Source organism: Achromobacter sp. MYb9 (assembly GCF_002975275.1).
Lineage (GTDB): Bacteria > Pseudomonadota > Gammaproteobacteria > Burkholderiales > Burkholderiaceae_B > Achromobacter.
The window spans coordinates 251,238-267,964 of record NZ_PCOQ01000003.1; the positions used below are offsets into that span (position 1 = coordinate 251,238).

13 protein-coding genes are annotated in these 16,727 nt (G+C 66.5%); 9 read left to right on the forward strand and 4 right to left on the reverse strand.

What is annotated here, in order from left to right; translation table 11 throughout:
• Nucleotides 1–54: 54 nt before the first annotated feature.
• The 4 genes from CQ050_RS07580 to CQ050_RS07595 all read left to right on the forward strand — a co-directional run bounded on the left by CQ050_RS07580 (nucleotide 55) and on the right by CQ050_RS07595 (nucleotide 3,982).
• Complete coding sequence (locus CQ050_RS07580) at nucleotides 55–252, forward strand: hypothetical protein (protein WP_146121008.1); 198 nt, start codon at nucleotides 55–57, stop codon at nucleotides 250–252.
• A 44-nt stretch (nucleotides 253–296) separates the two neighbouring features.
• Complete coding sequence (locus CQ050_RS07585; RefSeq protein WP_105556193.1) at nucleotides 297–479, forward strand: hypothetical protein; 183 nt, start codon at nucleotides 297–299, stop codon at nucleotides 477–479.
• An 84-nt stretch (nucleotides 480–563) separates the two neighbouring features.
• Nucleotides 564–1,811: an HlyD family secretion protein gene (locus CQ050_RS07590; RefSeq protein WP_105556194.1), complete on the forward strand. Its 1,248-nt coding sequence runs from the start codon at nucleotides 564–566 to the stop codon at nucleotides 1,809–1,811.
• Nucleotides 1,808–3,982 (forward strand): peptidase domain-containing ABC transporter, encoded by a 2,175-nt coding sequence (locus tag CQ050_RS07595; protein WP_233213858.1) that lies wholly within the window; start codon nucleotides 1,808–1,810, stop codon nucleotides 3,980–3,982. Before CQ050_RS07590 ends, CQ050_RS07595 begins: the two co-directional genes overlap by 4 nt.
• Here the strand turns inward: CQ050_RS07595 and CQ050_RS07600 are convergent.
• The 4 genes from CQ050_RS07600 to CQ050_RS07615 all read right to left on the reverse strand — a co-directional run bounded on the left by CQ050_RS07600 (nucleotide 3,921) and on the right by CQ050_RS07615 (nucleotide 9,025).
• Complete coding sequence (locus CQ050_RS07600; RefSeq protein WP_105556196.1) at nucleotides 3,921–4,556, reverse strand: response regulator transcription factor; 636 nt, start codon at nucleotides 4,554–4,556, stop codon at nucleotides 3,921–3,923. The genes CQ050_RS07595 and CQ050_RS07600 overlap by 62 nt on opposite strands.
• The gene (locus CQ050_RS07605; protein ID WP_105556197.1) at nucleotides 4,553–6,388 is read right to left on the reverse strand and encodes a hybrid sensor histidine kinase/response regulator; all 1,836 of its coding nucleotides are present in this window, start codon (nucleotides 6,386–6,388) and stop codon (nucleotides 4,553–4,555) included. Before CQ050_RS07605 ends, CQ050_RS07600 begins: the two co-directional genes overlap by 4 nt.
• A 70-nt stretch (nucleotides 6,389–6,458) precedes the next feature.
• Entirely contained in the window at nucleotides 6,459–8,246 is a 1,788-nt protein-coding gene (locus CQ050_RS07610; RefSeq protein ID WP_105556198.1) for a 7TM diverse intracellular signaling domain-containing protein, read from the reverse strand.
• 95 nt (nucleotides 8,247–8,341) lie between these two features.
• Entirely contained in the window at nucleotides 8,342–9,025 is a 684-nt protein-coding gene (locus CQ050_RS07615; RefSeq protein ID WP_105556199.1) for a response regulator transcription factor, read from the reverse strand.
• Nucleotides 9,026–9,243: 218 nt separating this feature from the next.
• Here CQ050_RS07615 and CQ050_RS07620 point away from each other — a divergent pair, with 218 nt between their 5' ends.
• The 5 genes from CQ050_RS07620 to CQ050_RS07640 all read left to right on the forward strand — a co-directional run bounded on the left by CQ050_RS07620 (nucleotide 9,244) and on the right by CQ050_RS07640 (nucleotide 16,698).
• Nucleotides 9,244–11,103 carry a methyl-accepting chemotaxis protein gene (locus CQ050_RS07620; RefSeq protein ID WP_105556200.1) on the forward strand — a complete coding sequence of 620 codons (1,860 nt, stop codon included), beginning with the start codon at nucleotides 9,244–9,246 and terminating at the stop codon, nucleotides 11,101–11,103.
• A gap of 106 nt (nucleotides 11,104–11,209) precedes the next feature.
• Nucleotides 11,210–12,019 carry an alpha/beta fold hydrolase gene (locus CQ050_RS07625; RefSeq protein ID WP_105556201.1) on the forward strand — a complete coding sequence of 270 codons (810 nt, stop codon included), beginning with the start codon at nucleotides 11,210–11,212 and terminating at the stop codon, nucleotides 12,017–12,019.
• A 95-nt stretch (nucleotides 12,020–12,114) separates the two neighbouring features.
• The gene (locus tag CQ050_RS07630; RefSeq protein ID WP_105556202.1) at nucleotides 12,115–13,683 is read left to right on the forward strand and encodes a hypothetical protein; all 1,569 of its coding nucleotides are present in this window, start codon (nucleotides 12,115–12,117) and stop codon (nucleotides 13,681–13,683) included.
• 37 nt (nucleotides 13,684–13,720) lie between these two features.
• On the forward strand, nucleotides 13,721–16,252 hold the full coding sequence (gene uvrA / locus CQ050_RS07635) for an excinuclease ABC subunit UvrA (RefSeq protein WP_105556203.1): 2,532 nt from the start codon (nucleotides 13,721–13,723) through the stop codon (nucleotides 16,250–16,252).
• Nucleotides 16,249–16,698 carry a GNAT family N-acetyltransferase gene (locus CQ050_RS07640; RefSeq protein ID WP_105556204.1) on the forward strand — a complete coding sequence of 150 codons (450 nt, stop codon included), beginning with the start codon at nucleotides 16,249–16,251 and terminating at the stop codon, nucleotides 16,696–16,698. The genes uvrA and CQ050_RS07640 overlap by 4 nt, the downstream gene beginning before the upstream one ends.
• Nucleotides 16,699–16,727: the final 29 nt, after the last annotated feature.

Sequence of the window (16,727 nt, forward strand, 5' to 3'; positions counted from 1 at the left end):
GCTGCCTGGCCGGCGCTGGCGCGGCTTCCTTTTGTCAGCAAGCAGGAGAACATCATGCAGAAAATCAACAAACCGGAACCGTCGGATACGGCAGCGGACCTTCAGGTTCAGCCTTTGACCTCGGAAGAAATCGGCCAGGTCAGCGGCGGCGTAGGCACGGCCCGGATGCTCACGGCCGTTACGCCAGGCAAAGGCAACGGCGCTCGGGGGAACATGCTGAATACCGGCAAAGGGCTTTTCACCGGAAAGTAAGTCAACCCGCGACGCCATCAACGGCGCGCCAACGGGAGTCATCCATGGAAAAGACCGTGCCTATGGTGTCGATGGACGACACCTCGGAAAAGCAGGTCCAACCGCTCAGCGAGCGCGAAGTCCTGGAAGTGAGCGGGGGGGCGAATAGCCGGCAAATCTTCATCAAAAGCCCGACGGCCCCCACGGGCCCTGCCGCCAGGCCAAGCCGCCAGAGCAACTTCCGGTAAGCCCGGTTCCAGGCCGCAGTCATGACACGCGGCGGCTTGGCCGTCGCGTGCTTTTTTCCCTCTGCTTGTTTCAGGCCTTGCCCGATGTCGCTTTATCGCAAACAAGCGCTAGCCGCGCAACGTTCCGTCGGACTGGGCGATATCGTCCTGATCCGGCCGGTGTCGTTTGCCCTGGTCACGGCGGTGTTGGGCGGCTTCGTGCTGGCCGTGTGCCTGTTCCTGGCGTTCGGCACCTATACCAAGCGCGCGACGGTCAGCGGCCAGCTTGCCCCGGACGCCGGCTTGCTCAAACTCTATGTGCCACAGGCGGGCGTGGTGCTGGAACGTCCCGCCCGCGAGGGCCAGCATGTCCGGGCAGGCGACGTGCTGTACGTCGTGTCGGGCGACCAGCAAAGCGCGCTTGGCGACACCCAGCAGGCCATCAGCGGGCAGATACGGCAGCGCGAAGACAGCCTGCGCCAGGCCCGCCAGAAAACTCTGTTGCTGCAACGAAGCGAACACGACACGCTGGCCGCGGGCATCAACGGATTGACGTCGCAGCTTGCGGCGATCGACAGCCAGATCGACGGCCAACGCGGCCGGATCAAGCTGGCGGAGGATAGCGCGCAGCGCTATCGAAACCTGATGGAAAAGGGCTACCTGTCGCCCGAAGAATCCGACCAGAAGCGCGCCGATCTGCTAGAGCAGCGCAACCAGCTGCAGGCCTTGCTGCGCGACCGCATCGGTATCGCCATGGACCTTGCCAATCGGAAATCTTCGCTGGCCGACCTGACGCTGCGCCAGCAGAACCAGCTGGCGCAGCTGGACCGCGACCTGGCGGGCGTGGCGGTGGACCTGACCCAAAGCGAAGCCAAGCGTCGCGTCGTCGTGACGGCGCCGCAGGCGGGCGTGCTGACCGCGATGACGGCCGAGGTGGGCCAGGCGGTGGACCCCCGGCGCCCGCTGGCCGCAATCGTGCCTGACGGCGCCAAGTTGCTGGCCGAGCTGTACGCGCCCAGCCGCGCGGTGGGTTTCGTGGCGCCGGGCGATGCCGTGCTGATGCGCCTTGAAGCCTACCCATACCAGACCTTCGGCCAGCAGCGCGGCGTGGTCCAGACCGTGACGCGCAGCGCGTTGCCGGAATGGCAAATGACCGATGGCGCTGCGGGACCGGGCGATAAAGAACCGATGTATCGGATAACGGTATCGCTGGACACGCCGGCGCACGGCCCCCAGGGGCAGGTGCTGGCGTTGCGGCCCGGCATGCGGCTGGACGCGGACCTGCTTCAGCAGACGCGCCGCCTGTACCAATGGGCGTTCGATCCCGCCTATCGACTGTCGGGGAAACTGTGACCATGCTTGAACGCCTGACGCTCGGCGTCAAACGGCGGGTGCCCAGGCTCCTGCAAACCGAGGCCGCCGAGTGCGGACTGGCTTGCGTGGGCATGGTTGCGGGGTTCCATGGCCACCACCAAAGCCTGGCCAGCCTGCGCGGCCGCTTTCCCGTGTCGCTCAAAGGCGCCACGCTTGCAACGCTGATTCATGTGGCCGGCCAGCTGGGGCTGGCGTCCCGGCCCGTGAAGGCGGGCCTGGGCGCGCTTGGCAAGCTGAAACTTCCCTGCATCCTGCATTGGGAGTTCAACCACTTCGTGGTGCTGACCGACATCAATGCGCGGTCGGCCACGCTGATCGACCCCGCCTCTGGCGTCCGGAAATGCACCATTAGCGAGCTGTCCGCGTCGTACACCGGCGTGGCGCTGGAACTGTGGCCGACGCCGGATTTCCAGACGGCCAACGAGAACAAACCGGTCCGGCTACGTGAACTGACGGGGCGAGTTACCGGCCTGGGCGCGGCGTTTTCGCAGGTAATGCTGCTGGCGTTGGCGCTGGAAGTGCTGACGGTGGTTCAGCCCTTTTTTCTGCAATGGGTCGTGGACCACGTGTTGAACACCGGTGACCGCGACCTTCTGACCACGCTGGCGCTGGCCTTTGGCCTGCTGATGGTGATGCTGCAGCTGACGTCGGTGGCGCGCAGCTGGATGCTGATGTTCATGGGCACGACGCTGAACCTGCAATGGCGCAGCAACGTCTTCACGCATCTGCTGCGGCTGCCTGTCGGGTACTTCGAAAAGCGGCACCTGGGTGACATCGTGTCGCGCTTCGGGGCCATCGACACCATCCAGCGCACCGTCACCACGTCGTTCCTGGAGGCGCTGCTGGACGGCATCGTCATGGTGATCACGCTGGTGTTGATGTTCTTGTACAGCCCGCCGCTGGCGTGGATCGCGGTGGGCGCGATGGCGTTGTACGGGCTGGCGCGGTGGTCTGGCTATGCGTCGCTGCGCTATGCCACCGAAGAACACATCATTCACGCCGCGAAAGAACAATCGCACTTTCTGGAAACCGTGCGCGGGGTCAAGGCGATCAAGCTATTCCAGCATCAGAACGACCGGCGTTCGCGTTGGCTGGCGCTGCTGGTCAATGAAATCAATGCCGATCTGCGTGTGCAGAAGTGGGCGCTGTTTTTCCGCACGTTCAACGGTCTGCTCTTTGGCCTGTCGTCGATTGCGATCCTGTGGCTGGGCGCGCGGCTGGTCCTGGATGGCCAGTTCACGGTCGGCGCCTTGCTGGCCTTCATCGTCTACAAGACCCTGTTCGACAAGCGGGTGGCGGCGCTGCTGGACAAGTTCGTGGAAGTGAAAATGTTGCGGCTGCAGGGCGAACGCCTGGCGGATATCGTCCGCGAGACGCCGGAAGCCGCCGACGAGATGCCGCGCGCGGATGGCGCCGTGACGCAGTCACCCGCCATCGAAGTGCGCAATCTGCGTTTTCGCTATAGCCCGCAAGAGCCTTACGTCCTGGACGATGTCAGCTTTCGCATTGAACCGGGCGAATCCGTCGCCATCACGGGCCCCTCCGGCGGCGGCAAGACGACGCTGATCAATATCCTGCTGGGCATCCTGACGCCTACTGAAGGCGAAGTGCTGGTCGACGGCGTGCCGGTGCGCGGAATGGGCGCGGCCGCCCTGCGCAGGATGGCGGGAACGGTGCTGCAGGACGATGTGCTGTTTGCCGGATCCATCGGCGAGAACATCAGCTTCTTCGACCCGCAGTACGACCCGGACCGAGCCGCCGAATGCGCGGCAATCGCCGCCATTCACGACGACATCTGCGCGATGCCCATGGGCTACAACACGCTGGTTGGCGACATGGGGACGGTATTGTCCGGCGGGCAGAAACAACGCGTGTTGCTGGCGCGCGCGCTCTACAAGCAGCCGGCGCTGCTGTTCCTGGACGAGGCGACAAGCCATTTGGACATCACGCGCGAGCGGGTGGTCAACGTGGCCATCGCCAAACTGAACATGACGCGGGTGATCGTGGCGCATCGGCCCGACACCATCGCCGCGGCCGGGCGCGAGATTGCGCTCGCGGGCGGCAAGGTCGCCGCCGACAGCGGCGCGCCTAAACTGGCTTCCCGAACACGCCGCCGCGCCGAGCCACAAGCGTCGCCTGTGTACGATTAAGCACGCCAAGCGCGCCCAGAATCGCCGACACATGTGTCTTGACGGTTTTTTCCGTCATGTTGAGGCGTTCCGAGATTTCCTTGTTGCGCAGGCCGTCGCACATCAGCCGCAGCACTTCGCCCTGGCGCGGCGTCAAGGTGCGCAGCAGGGCGGCATCGTCCTGTGCGCCGGCTGGCGCGCCGGCAGCGAATTTGCCGGGCAGGGTGTCGGCCGCGTTAAGCGTTTCCAGTGCCGCGGCCAGCTCCTGGCAACTGGCGGATTTGTTCAGATAGCCGCGCGCGCCGGCCTCCATCGCGCGGCGCTCGTCTTCGGGGTCCTGCGAGGCGGACAGCACCAGCACGCGTAGTTGCGAGCGCCGTTGGCGCAAGCGCTTGAGAAGGTCCGCGCCGGCCATGTCGGGCAGGTAGTAGTCCATGATGACGTTGCCGATGCCGGTGTGGCGCTCCAGCACATCCAGCGCTTCCTGGCCGCTGGCGGCGGGATGCACCGTCAGCGCCGGCAGGGCATGCGCCAGCGCCATGACCAGGGCTTCGCGGAACATGGCGTGATCATCGACAAGCAATACGGCCTTCATTCGGCGTCTCCGGAGTGGGGGCTGGCGGCGGATGCCCGCAGCATGGCCGTCACGCGTTCGCGCAACGCCTGCACTTGAACCGGCTTATGCAATAGGGGGATGCCGCGCGCGGCGGCTTCGGCCAGCCGCGCTGGATCGGTGTCGCCGCTGACCAGCAGCGCGGGCAGGTCCGGATCGTTGTATTCCTCGCGCAGGCGCTCGATCACGTGGATGCCGGTTTCGTGTTCGCGCAGGCGATAGTCGCTGATGATCAGGGCAGGGCGTTCGGCCAGCGGCAGCACGCGTTCGAACAGGGCATTGCCGCTGGTCGCCGCGATGACGCGGCATCCCCAGCTTTCAAACAGCATGGTCAGGCCGGCCAGGTTCTGGGCATCGTCGTCCACCAATAGCGCCAATTGCCCCGGTAGCCCGGCGTGCCGTGCAGTCGGCCGTGACGCGTCCGGACTGGCCTCGACGGGGCCGGTGTCAACGGCGTAAGACAGCGGCACGGCCACGCTGAATACGGTGCCGCGACCTTCTTCGGAACGCAATTCCAGCGGGTGGCCCAGCAGCCGCGCCGTGCGACGGACGATCGCCAGGCCCAGCCCCAGACCCTTGCTGCGGTCTCGTTCCGGATTGCCCAGTTGGTGGAATTCCCAGAAGATCCGTTCCTGTTCGGGTTTGGGAATGCCCGCGCCGTTATCCCAGACTTCAATACGCAATTGGCCGTCGGCGCGGCGGCAGCCGACCAGCACGCGGCCACCGGCCGTATGCGTGATGGCGTTGCTGATCAGGTTGCGCAGAATGCGTTCCAGCAGCACCGGGTCCGAAAACACGCTGGCCGAGCAGGCGCGCACGCGCAGCGACATGCCTTTTTCCCTGGCCTGCGGCGCGTATTCGGCGCGCAGCTGGTCCAGCAACGGATTCACGGGAAACCCCTGCCAGCGAGGGTCGATGACCCCGGCGTCCAGCCGCGACAGATTCAGCAAGGCATCGAAAAGGTGGCCCATGGCCGCCATCGCGCTGGCGATGTTGTCGACCAGGTAGTGGCCATGGCGGGACAGGGGCTCGTTGGTCAGCAAGCCCAGGAAGAGATTCACTGCGTGCACCGGTTGGCGCAGGTCATGGCTGGCGGCGGCGAGAAACCGGGACTTTTCCAGGTCGCTGCGTTCGGCCGCGATTTTCTCCTGGCGCACCTGTTCCAGCAGCGCGAGGTTCTCGTATCCCAGCCGCAACGCATCCAGATGCGTGCGATTCATGCGATGGATGAAGGCCAGGGTAGCGACCAGGTACGCCAGCCCGCCCGACACCAGCGCCAGATGGATGGCGGACGGCTGCGCGGCCAGCGCGATGAACATGGGCGCGAAGGCCGGTACCTCGAACGCGTACATGACGGGCAGCACCATGTAGTTCGAGTAGATGGCGCCCGTGCCCAGGCCAAAGAGGATGACGATGAAAAAGAGCTGATATTCCAGCGGAACGAAGAACGTCCAGTAGGCAAACGGCAGGCCCCACAGGATGCCGGAGCAAAGGTTCCCCACCAGCATGCGCCGCAGCCAGCGTTGCGCGGCGGCCGGATCCGCGCGACGGCGGTCGTAGGCAAACATGGCGGCCAGGCGCAGCGCGCCCACGGCAAGCGTCGCCCCGATCCACCACAGGACTTCGTTCAGGGGAAGCACGCCGTGCAACGCAAAGGCCGAAAAGCAGGCGCTGATCAGCGACCCCGCCAGCGCAAATGGGAAGCTGCGGCGCAAGGCCTCTACCTGCACCTGATGGATGCGGGCGGCATGCGATGAAGCATGCGATGCGGCGGGCGCGGAAGGGGAAGGAGACGGGCCGATGGCGGGCTGCACGGGTCTGGGGGAAGGCTACGCGCGGGAAGGGCCTGGACCGGGAAGACCCGGTGCGGAATGTAGGCGGATTTTAGACCGATTGCGGCGCGACAGGGCGTATTTGCAGCACGGCGGTCAAGACGGTCTGGCCTGGCGCGGACGAGACCTCAAGCATCCCGTTCACGCGGGCAATGCGGGCATGCATGCTGCGCATGCCGACGCTGACGCCCGCTTGCCGCACGGCCGCCACGTCGAAGCCGGCGCCGTTGTCTTCGATCCGAAGCCGCAGCTCGCCAGGCGCGGGTTGCAGCAGCTGTAGTTGCACGCGGCGCGCGCGGCTGTGCTTGACCACGTTGGTCAGGGCCTCTTCCACCAACCGGGTCAGCGCCAGGCATTGCAGGGGCGTGGGCGGCGTGACCCATTGCGGCGGGAACTGCCAGCTGGACGCCAGGTCCAGTTCGTCGAAGAGTTGCACGAAGCGGTGGCGAAGCGGGGCGGCCCATTCCAGCGGCGTCGCCGGCACTTTGACGTCGGCGCTTGAACCGCTGTCGATCGTCTGGCGCAGGTCGTCGCGCAGCAGTTTCAGCATGGACAGAAATTGCTGGCCCTGTAGTGGCGCCTTGGCCTGTTCCACCATGGCCATCATGCGTACCAGCGATCCGCCCAGCCCATCATGCAGGTCATGCGCGATCTGCAACCGTTCCTGCAGACGGGTGTTGCTCATGGCCAGCGCGTGCTCGCGCTCCAAGGTGTCGGCCAGTTCCGTGCGAGCCTGCGCGATGCCGTCCGCCAGTTCGTGGTTGAAGCGTTCGATGCGCCGCACGTTGCGCGCATGGCGCATTCCCAGGATGGCGGACATGAAGAGGGTGACGACGATGCTGGAAACCGAGGTGTAGGTCGGCCCGGGGCCGATCAGTTTCATCATCAGCAGCAAGTCGTGGATGCTGACGGCGAAGATGATCAGCAGGCACGCCGCCAGCATCCCGTGTTCCGGTTGCCGCGTCCGCCATGCATGCCAGGAGAACTGCAGGCAGTTTCCCAGGAAAATGGCGGCGCTTCCCAGCACGCCCGCGCTCAACGCATGGGGCAGCGCGGCATCAGGCGTGAACGCCAGCATGGCCAGCATCGCGGCCGAGACGATCCACAGTGCGCGCTCGGTGCGAGGCAGCGATTGTTCGCCGAAGCGCCAGATGAAGAGGCAGAAGCAGGCCGCATACAGCACCAGGGCCATGGCGTTGGCGCGCGCCGCCATCAGGGTGCTGGCGAACGGCCAGGGGTCCGTCGCCAGCACGTTGGCGACGAACAGCACCCAGAACAGCGCCATCAGCGCGTACCAGCCGTAGGTGGTCTGTTCGCGGCGGACGATCCAGATGCAGAAGAACAGCGCGCCCAGAACGCCGGAGACGATCAGGTTCAGCACGTACAGGGTGCGGTTCGTCCACCACAGGTCTTCCTGCAGGGCCTGCATGGCCCGCGATCCGCCCAGGTGGACCGGGCCCATGCCCGGCGTCTGCTGCCATAGGCCGACCACGCGCACCCACAGCGTGTTCACGCCGTCGTGCAGCAAGGCTTCGGGCAGGCGCCAGTAGCGCGGCATGTTCCAGCTGCGCGACAGCGGCTCCGTCAGGTGCGGATCGCGCCAGATCAGTTCATCGTTGATGAAGATCTCGCCGGCCATGACCACGGATTCGAGCGTCAGGCCGACCGATCCGGCTTGCGCGCCGGGGCATTGGCGTTGCCAGTCGATGCGGTACCAGACCGTGCCGCTGTAGTCCGGCCACCGCTTCGCCCAGTCGTCGGGCAGCGTGACCGGCAGCCAGGGCGAGGCGTCAGGCCGGCTGCCGTCGGCCGCGCCCTGGGCGGCGGCGATGGACAGCACCTGGACTGTGCAGGCCGCAGGCGACGCGGGCGCGGCTTCGGCCAGGGCCGGGACCAGAAGCGCGCACAGCGCCAGCCAGCATGCGAACCACCCCCTCAGTCCAGCAAGCCCCGCGCGCGCGCGGTATGCACCGCCCGCGTGCGCGAGGAGACTGCCAGTTTGCGGTAGATGTGCTTGATGTGACATTCGACGGTGTAGCGCGACAGGAACAGCTGCTCGGCGATTTCTCGATTGGCAAGCCCTTCGGCCACCAGGCGAAGGATCTGGCTTTCGCGGGGGCTAAGTATCTCACCGCTTGGCGTACCGGGCTGTTCCGCGGGCCGGGGGCGCAGTTCTTCGATGATGCGCCGCGCGACGAAGGGATCGATCGGCGCGCCGCCTCGCAGCACGCTGCGCAAGGACAGCGCAACTTCGATGTCGTCGCGTTCCTTCAGCACATAGCCCGTCGCGCCGGCGCGCAACGCCGCCAGGATCGCGTCTTCCGTGCACCAGGCGGAAATGACCAGGATGGCCAGGCCGGGGTCGGCCGCGTGCATCTCGGCGATCAGGTCGATGCCGCTGCCGTCCGGCAGGCCCAGATCCACCAGCGCCAGCGCGACCGGCTGGTTGGCCAGGCAGGCCCGCGCCTCGACCAGCGACCCGGCGTAGACCAGGGCGTCGGGCTGATACCCAAGTTGCAGCAGCAGTCCTTCCAGCCGGCGGCAGACCAGGGGTTCGTCTTCCACCAGCAGCACCGGCGCCGGCAGGGTGAGTTCGGGGGCTTGCAGGGTGTCGGACATAAGGGGGAGGGCTGGAAAGGCGGGATCGCCCGATTCTAATTGTGAGGGGGGCGTGGACAGGGCGGCTATCCCTGGAAACAGGTAAAAGCCGAAAATTCAAGGGTTTACCCCTAAAGTCCGGGCCGGGAATGCCGTAAGCCCATCGTGGCCGTCGGTTTTCGACCGTGGGCCGTGGACCCGTGTCCTCCGATATGGGCAGTGGCTGAAATAAGGCAAGCATGAAAATTACCTCGTTGCGCAACCGGATCCTGTTGATTACTTGCTTTACCGTTGTCGGCGCCCTGGTGCTGTCCGGGATCACGACCTACCAGATCGTCCGCAGCAACATGATGGCGACGATCTCCGGCAACCTGGACGCCATTGCCGCCGGCAATGCCAGCGCCATCGAACGCTGGTCCGAGGACAAGGCCCAGGCCGTCGTTGCGACCGCCGCCGTGGTTGAAAAAGGCGACCCTCGCGGCCTGACCAAATTGATGGGCGAAACCAACGGCTTTCCCATTTCCACCATTGGGTGGTCCGACAAGACCTTTTTCTCGACCACGCAGGTGGCGGCCGACTACGATCCCACGGCGCGCCCCTGGTACAAAAGCGCGGTCGCGGCGGGCAAGCTGACGGTCACCAAGCCGTATGGCGATTCGGGCACGGGCAAGCTCTATGTGGCGTTCACCACGCCGATGATCCGCGGCGGCCAGACGACGGGCGTGTTGAGCGGCGCCGTCCCGCTGGACGGCATCCAGAACATCATCCGCGCGATCCGTCCCACGCCGTCCAGCCTGGCTTTCGTGGTGGCGACCGACGGACAGGTCATTGCGCACGTGAACGACAAGCTGGCGCTCAAGCCCTCCACGGACGTGGCGCCTGAACTGACGCCTGCCGCGCTGTCGGCAATGTTGCGCGACGGCGCCGAACCGTTGACCGTCAACCTGGATGGGGTGCCAAAGCTGCTCAAGGCCCGCCGCATTCCCGGCACGGACTGGTCGCTGGTGATCGCGCTGGACAGCGCCGAAGCCACCGCTGGCCTGGCGCAGGTGCTGAACGCTACATTGATCTCGCTGGTGGTGCTGACGCTGCTGGCCGTGGCCATCGCAAGCGTGGTGACCTCCCGCGCGTTCAAGCGTCTGTCGGCCGTGCGCGACGCGATGGACACCATCGGCTCCGGCGACGGCGACATGACGCATCGCCTGGAAGTCGTGGGCCATGACGAAGTGGCGCAGATCTCGTCGTCGTTCAACGCGTTTGTCGACAAAATCAGCACGGTGATGCTGGACGTGCGCACGGGCGTGCATTCGATGTCCGCCGCCACCAGCGAAATCGACATGGGCAACCGCGACCTGTCGCAGCGCACTGAAACGTCGGCGGGGTCCCTGCAGGAAACGTCGTCGGCGCTGACGCAGCTGACCTCCAGCGTCCGCCAGACGGAAGAGGCGGCGCAGCACGCCACGCGCCTGGCCACGGAAGCCAGCTCCGCTGCGGAACGTGGCGGTCAGGTCGTCACGGACGCGGTGACGACGATGAGCGCCATTTCGCAATCGTCGCAACGCATCACCGAGATCATCAGCGTGATCGACGGCATTGCCTTCCAGACCAACATCCTGGCGCTGAACGCGGCCGTCGAAGCCGCGCGCGCTGGCGAGCAAGGCCGCGGCTTTGCCGTCGTGGCGGGCGAAGTCCGCACCTTGGCGCAGCGCAGCGCGGCATCGGCGCAAGAGATCCGGACGCTGATCCAGGCGTCGGTCGAAAACGTCAAGAGCGGCACCGAACGCGTGCAAGCCGCCGGTTCCACCATGAGCGAGATTGTCGAAGGCATTTCGCGCGTGCAGCGGCTGGTGGCCGAAATCCACGGCGCGGTGACCGAGCAAAGCGTCGGCATCAGCCAGATCGACCGCAGCGTGGCGGACATGGACCAGGCAACGCAGCAGAACGCGGCACTGGTGGAAGAGTCGGCGGCAGCGTCGGCCATGCTCAGCGATCAGGCTCGCTTGCTGGCCGATACCGTGGCGCGCTTCAAATTGCGTGACCAGGCCCCTGATTCGGCGCCCCGCATGCTGGCTTTGCCGCAGTCGGCACCGGCCTATTGAGGCCTTCGCGGGTCCCATCGCCTCCCGCCTGGCAAGCAGGCGGGAGTTGCCTGTCAGCCTGGTTGGCCGCAGAATCTGCGAAGCCCAAGAACTGAACAGAGGATGAATGATGGTTGACCACGCAGCGCCCGTCCCAGCAAGTTGCTTGATTCCAACCGCACTGGGAAGAATCCACGCCCGGATCTGGCCAGCCGGAGACGCCCAGGCAGCCGGCGCGCCGATCGTTCTGCTGCATGACTCGCTAGGGTGCGTGGACCTGTGGCGCGACTTTCCCGCCAAGCTGGCGCAGTCCACGGGGCGTGCCGTGATCGCTTATGACCGGCTGGGCTTCGGCCAGTCGGATCCGCATCCTGGCCATCTTTTGCCGGACTTCGTGGCCAATGAAGCGGAGGACGCCTTCGCCGCCCTGGCGAACCATTTCGAGCTCCCCCGCTTTCTCGTTTTCGGCCATAGCGTCGGCGGCGGGATGGCGGTGTCGGTCGCCGCCGCGTTCGGGCAACGCTGCATTGGCGTCATGACCGAATCCGCCCAGGAATTCGTGGAAGACCGTACCCTGGAGGGCATCCGCGTGGCGGGCGAGCAATTCAAGGACCCGGCCCAGTTGGACCGTCTGAAGCGCTATCACGGCGAGAAGGCACAGTGGGTGCTGGATGCCTGGGTCAAGACCTGGCAGTCGGCCGAGTTCGCCGATTGGAATCTGGACGCGGTCCTGCCGCGCGTCACGGCGCCGCTCTTGGCCATCCATGGCGAAAACGACGAGTACGGCTCCATGCGCCATCCCGAAAAGCTGGTGGCCCTGGCAGGCGGACCGGCGTCGATGCTGCCGATGCCGGGTTGCGGCCATGTGCCCCATCGCGAGCGAGAAGACGCCGTGCTGGAAGCGGTGCGCGAATTCCTGTCCCCCAACGGCATCTGAGGCGTCCGGGCGGCGGCCGGGGCGGCGTTACGGCTTAATTTTCCGGGCATCCTGCCGTTAGGACTACGAGAACGCCGGATAAATCTGGGCAGGCCTTGCCCACGCGCTGGGACGACACCGCCACCATGACCGCCATCAGTTCGCCGGGAGGGCTGCAAAGCACCATCCCGTTCAGTACCGCCCACGTCGTCGCGCGCGCGCCGGCCACCACGCTGACGGGCGCCGCGTCCGCCTCGACCCGGGTCGCGTTGGGCCAGCCGGCATCGGCCACCCATTCCACGCTCTATACGCAGACCGGCGCGATCACGGATTCCCTGTCGGCGCTGATGTCCCGCAACATGCGCGCGGGCAACCCGTTCCAGGACGTGGGCGCGGCGTTGCTGGGCCGCTTTCGAGCCGATGGCGGCAACTATGCCCAATCGGTGTCGGCGCCCGGCGTGCCGGCGCAGACATCGTCGGACAGCGCGCTGTCTTCCCGGTTGAGCCTGCAGGGCGACAACACCGTGTCGTTGCGCATCGCCACCGCCAGCGGCGCCAAGGTCGAGATTTCCCTGGCGCGCGGCCAGGACGGCATGGCGGTGCAGATCGACGTGACCGACGGCACGTTGACCGAGGACGAGCGCAATGCGATCGCGGCCCTGTCCGGCGCCTTCGAAGATGCGCTGGAGGGGCTGTCCCACGTGCCGCCGCGGCTGGATGTCGCCGGCCTGGCGGATGTCGACCCCGCCATCCTGTCGTCGGTGAATCTGCGCGCCGTGACGCGGGCCAATGGCGTTGCGGTGCAGGCCATCGAATTCCAGGCCGACAGCGGGCAGCGGTCAATCACGTACACGGGCCCCGCCGGCGAAGTCAGCGTCAACGCCGACCTGAGCAAGCCCGCCACCTTCGGCACCGCCGAGCAGCAGGCGGCGGCCATCGACAAGGCGTTGCTGCAGTTTGATGGCGCGCGGCGTCGCGGCGACGGCGACGAAGCGCTGATGGCCATGTTCAAGAGTGCCTTCTCCGCCGTGCACAGCAGTTATGGCGCCGCGCAAACCGAACGGTCGCAGCCGGCCGGAACGGTTGTTCGCGTACCCGCGTCTGCGTCCCATCGCGCCTTGCTGTCCGGTCTGGCGGATTACTCCGCGTCGATCACGCAGGAATCGAAGCGCGTGAATCCGGGGCGCCCGGAGGAGATCGACGGCTTTTCGTTGCGGGTGTCGCAGAGCAGCAAGGTCGCGGGGCGGGCCGGATCGAACCTGGCCGTGACGCAGGAACAGCGGTCCGCGCTGGACGCCAGCTTCCACAAGCCGTTGTCGGCGCACCAGCCGCTGGCGCTGACCTCGGACAAGTCGTCGCAGAGTTATCTCTACTACCAGGTCAAAGATTCGGTCAGCACCCGCACCGAGCTGGCAGAGGAGCGTGGCGGCCTGACCCTGGCATCGATGACGCAGTCTCGCAACCTGTCCATGCAGGTGTCCAGGTTCGTGGGCGGAGAGCGCGTGGAACTCACCGTCATTCCTACGGTAGATACGGTCACGCATGACCTGCTGCCGATGCTGCGCGCCGCGCAACTGGACGGGCAGGAAGAAGACAGCAGGCAGCCGCGCGACCAGACCGAGACGATCCTGCGCCGCAGGTACCACGATCTGGCGCGATCGGTCGCGGCATTGCAACAGGGGTGAGCCGCCGCGGTTCGCGGCGTCCATTATTATTCCTGGCATGAGCCAGCGAAAGAAATCCGCCAAGCCGCGCGCCGACGCCTGCATCCGCGTTCGTGGGGCGCGCGAACACAATCTGAAGAACGTGGATGTGGACATCCCGCGGGATGCGCTGGTGGTGTTTTCCGGCGTATCGGGATCGGGCAAGTCGTCTCTGGCCTTCGGCACGTTGTACGCCGAAGCGCAGCGGCGGTACCTGGAGTCCCTGTCGCCTTATGCCCGGCGCCTGATCGACCAGGTCGGCGTGCCCGACGTGGACGCCATTGATGGCCTGCCGCCGGCGGTTGCGCTGCAGCAGCAACGCGGCACCCCGAACGTGCGTTCCACGGTCGGCAGCGTCACCACCTTGTCCAGCATGTTGCGCATGCTGTATTCGCGGGCCGGCACCTACCCCGCGCGCCAGCCGATGCTGTATGCCGAAGACTTTTCGCCCAACACGCCGCAGGGCGCCTGCCCGAATTGCCACGGCCTGGGCTACGTCTACGACGTGACCGAGCAATCCATGGTGCCTGATCCGTCGCTGACCATCCGGGAGCGCGCCATCGCGTCGTGGCCGCCCGCCTGGCACGGGCAGAACCTGCGCGACATCCTGGTCACGCTGGGCTACGACGTCGATACGCCCTGGCGCGACCTGCCCAAGAAGGCTCGCGACTGGATCCTGTACACCGACGAGCAGCCGACGGCGCCCGTCTATGCGGGGTTCACGCCTGCTGAAACCCGGGCCGCGCTGCGCCGCAAGCAAGAGCCTAGCTACATGGGCACCTACACGGGCGCGCGGCGCTACGTGATGCACACGTTCGCCACCACGCAAAGCGCCATGATGAAAAAGCGCGTGGCCCGCTTCATGACCGGGGCGCCGTGCCCCGTTTGCGACGGCCGGCGGCTCAAGCGTGAAGCGCTATCGGTCAAGTTCGCGGGGCTGGACATCGGCACGTTGTCGCGCTTGCCGCTTGCCCGCATCGCGCAGATCCTGGCCCCCGCGGCCAGCGGCCATGCCGACGGGGCGGCGGCCGACGGCGCACGCCACGTCGCGGCCCAACGCATCGCCCATGACCTGGTCGAGCGTATCGGGACCTTGCAGGCGCTGGGTCTGGGCTATCTGGCGATGGACCGGTCCACGCCCACCCTGTCGCCCGGCGAGCTCCAGCGGCTGCGGCTGGCCACCCAGATCCGGTCGAACCTGTTCGGTGTCGTGTATGTGCTGGACGAACCGTCCGCCGGCCTGCATCCGGCGGACGGGCAGGCGCTGCACCGCGCGCTGGACCAATTGAAGGCGGCCGGCAACACGCTGTTCGTCGTGGAGCACGACCTGGCCACGCTGCGGCGCGCGGACTGGCTGGTGGACGTCGGGCCCGGCGCCGGCCAGCATGGCGGGCAGGTGCTGTATAGCGGGCCGCCCGAGGGCCTGCGCAACGTCGACGCGTCACTGACCGCGCGGTATCTGTTCGACCGGGCGGCCCCGCGCAGCCGGCCGGCCCGCGAACCTTCGGGATGGCTGTCGTTGCGGGGCATCCGGCGCAACAACCTGCATGGCCTGGATGCCCGCTTTCCCTTGGGGGCGTTCACGGCGGTAACGGGCGTGTCAGGGTCGGGGAAAAGCAGCCTGGTCAGCCAGGCATTGGTGGAATTGATCGGCGAGCATCTGGGCCACGAGCCCGCCGTCGAAGAACCCGAAGGCGATCTTCCGCCGCCCGGCGGCCTGCCGCGCACGACGGGCCGCATCGAGGCCGGCGCCGACGCCATCAAGCGGCTGGTCAACGTGGACCAGAAACCCATCGGCCGCACGCCCCGCTCCAATCTGGCGACCTACACCGGGTTGTTCGACCACGTTCGCAAACTGTTCGCCGGAACCCGTGCGGCCAAGTCGCGCCGGTACGGCGCCGGCCGCTTCTCGTTCAATGTCGCCCAGGGGCGATGCGAGACATGCGAAGGCGAGGGCTTTGTCAGTATCGAACTGCTGTTCATGCCCAGCGTCTATGCGCCTTGCCCCGCCTGCCACGGCAGCCGCTACAACGCCAAGACGCTGGAAATCGAATGGAACGGCCGCAACATCGCGCAAGTCCTGGCGATGACGGTCGACGAGGCGCGGGACTTTTTCCAGGACGAACCCGTGGTGCAACGTCCCTTGGCGCTGCTGCACGAGATCGGCCTGGGCTATCTTCGCCTGGGGCAACCCGCCACCGAACTGTCCGGTGGCGAAGCGCAGCGCATCAAGCTGGCCACCGAGCTGCAGCGCAACCAGCGCGGCAACACGCTCTACGTGCTGGACGAACCCACGACCGGCCTGCACGCGGCGGATGTGGATAAGCTGATGGCGCAGCTGCACGGCCTGGTGGATGCCGGCAACACCGTCGTTGTCGTCGAGCACGACTTGCGCGTGGTCGCGGGTAGCGACTGGATGATCGACGTCGGGCCGGGTGCCGGCGACGAGGGTGGCCGTATCGTCGCCGAAGGCACGCCGCACGCCGTCAGCCAGGCCGGCGCCGGGGCGACGGCCCCTTTCCTGAAGACACTGTTTCAAGCATCCCGATGAGCCTTACCTACCGACTTGCCCGCCCTGAAGACGCCGCCGCCTGCATCGTGTTGCGCGGCCTGACCCGCGAAAACGCCGTGACCGCGGCAGAGCTGGCTGACGCCGGGATCACGCCAGAGACCTGGAGCGCGGGGATCGAATCCGGCTTGTATCCGGGCGTGGTCGCCGTCGACGGCGGCAAGCTGGCCGGCTATTGCTTCGGACACCGCGACACGGGAGAAATCGTCGTGCTTGCGCTGCTGCCGGCATTCGAAGGCCGGGGCGTGGGCAAGACGGTGTTGAGCATGACGGCCGAGCTTTTGCGCCAGCGGGGCTTTGCACGCTTGTTCCTGGGCTGCGCCGCCGATCCCGCAGTGCGGTCATACGGGTTTTATCGCCATCTGGGATGGCGGTCGACGGGCACGTTCAACGCGGCGGGCGACGAGGTGCTGGAGTTCCTGTTTTGAACGTCGTCCTTTAAGCCCCGCCCCGGCAG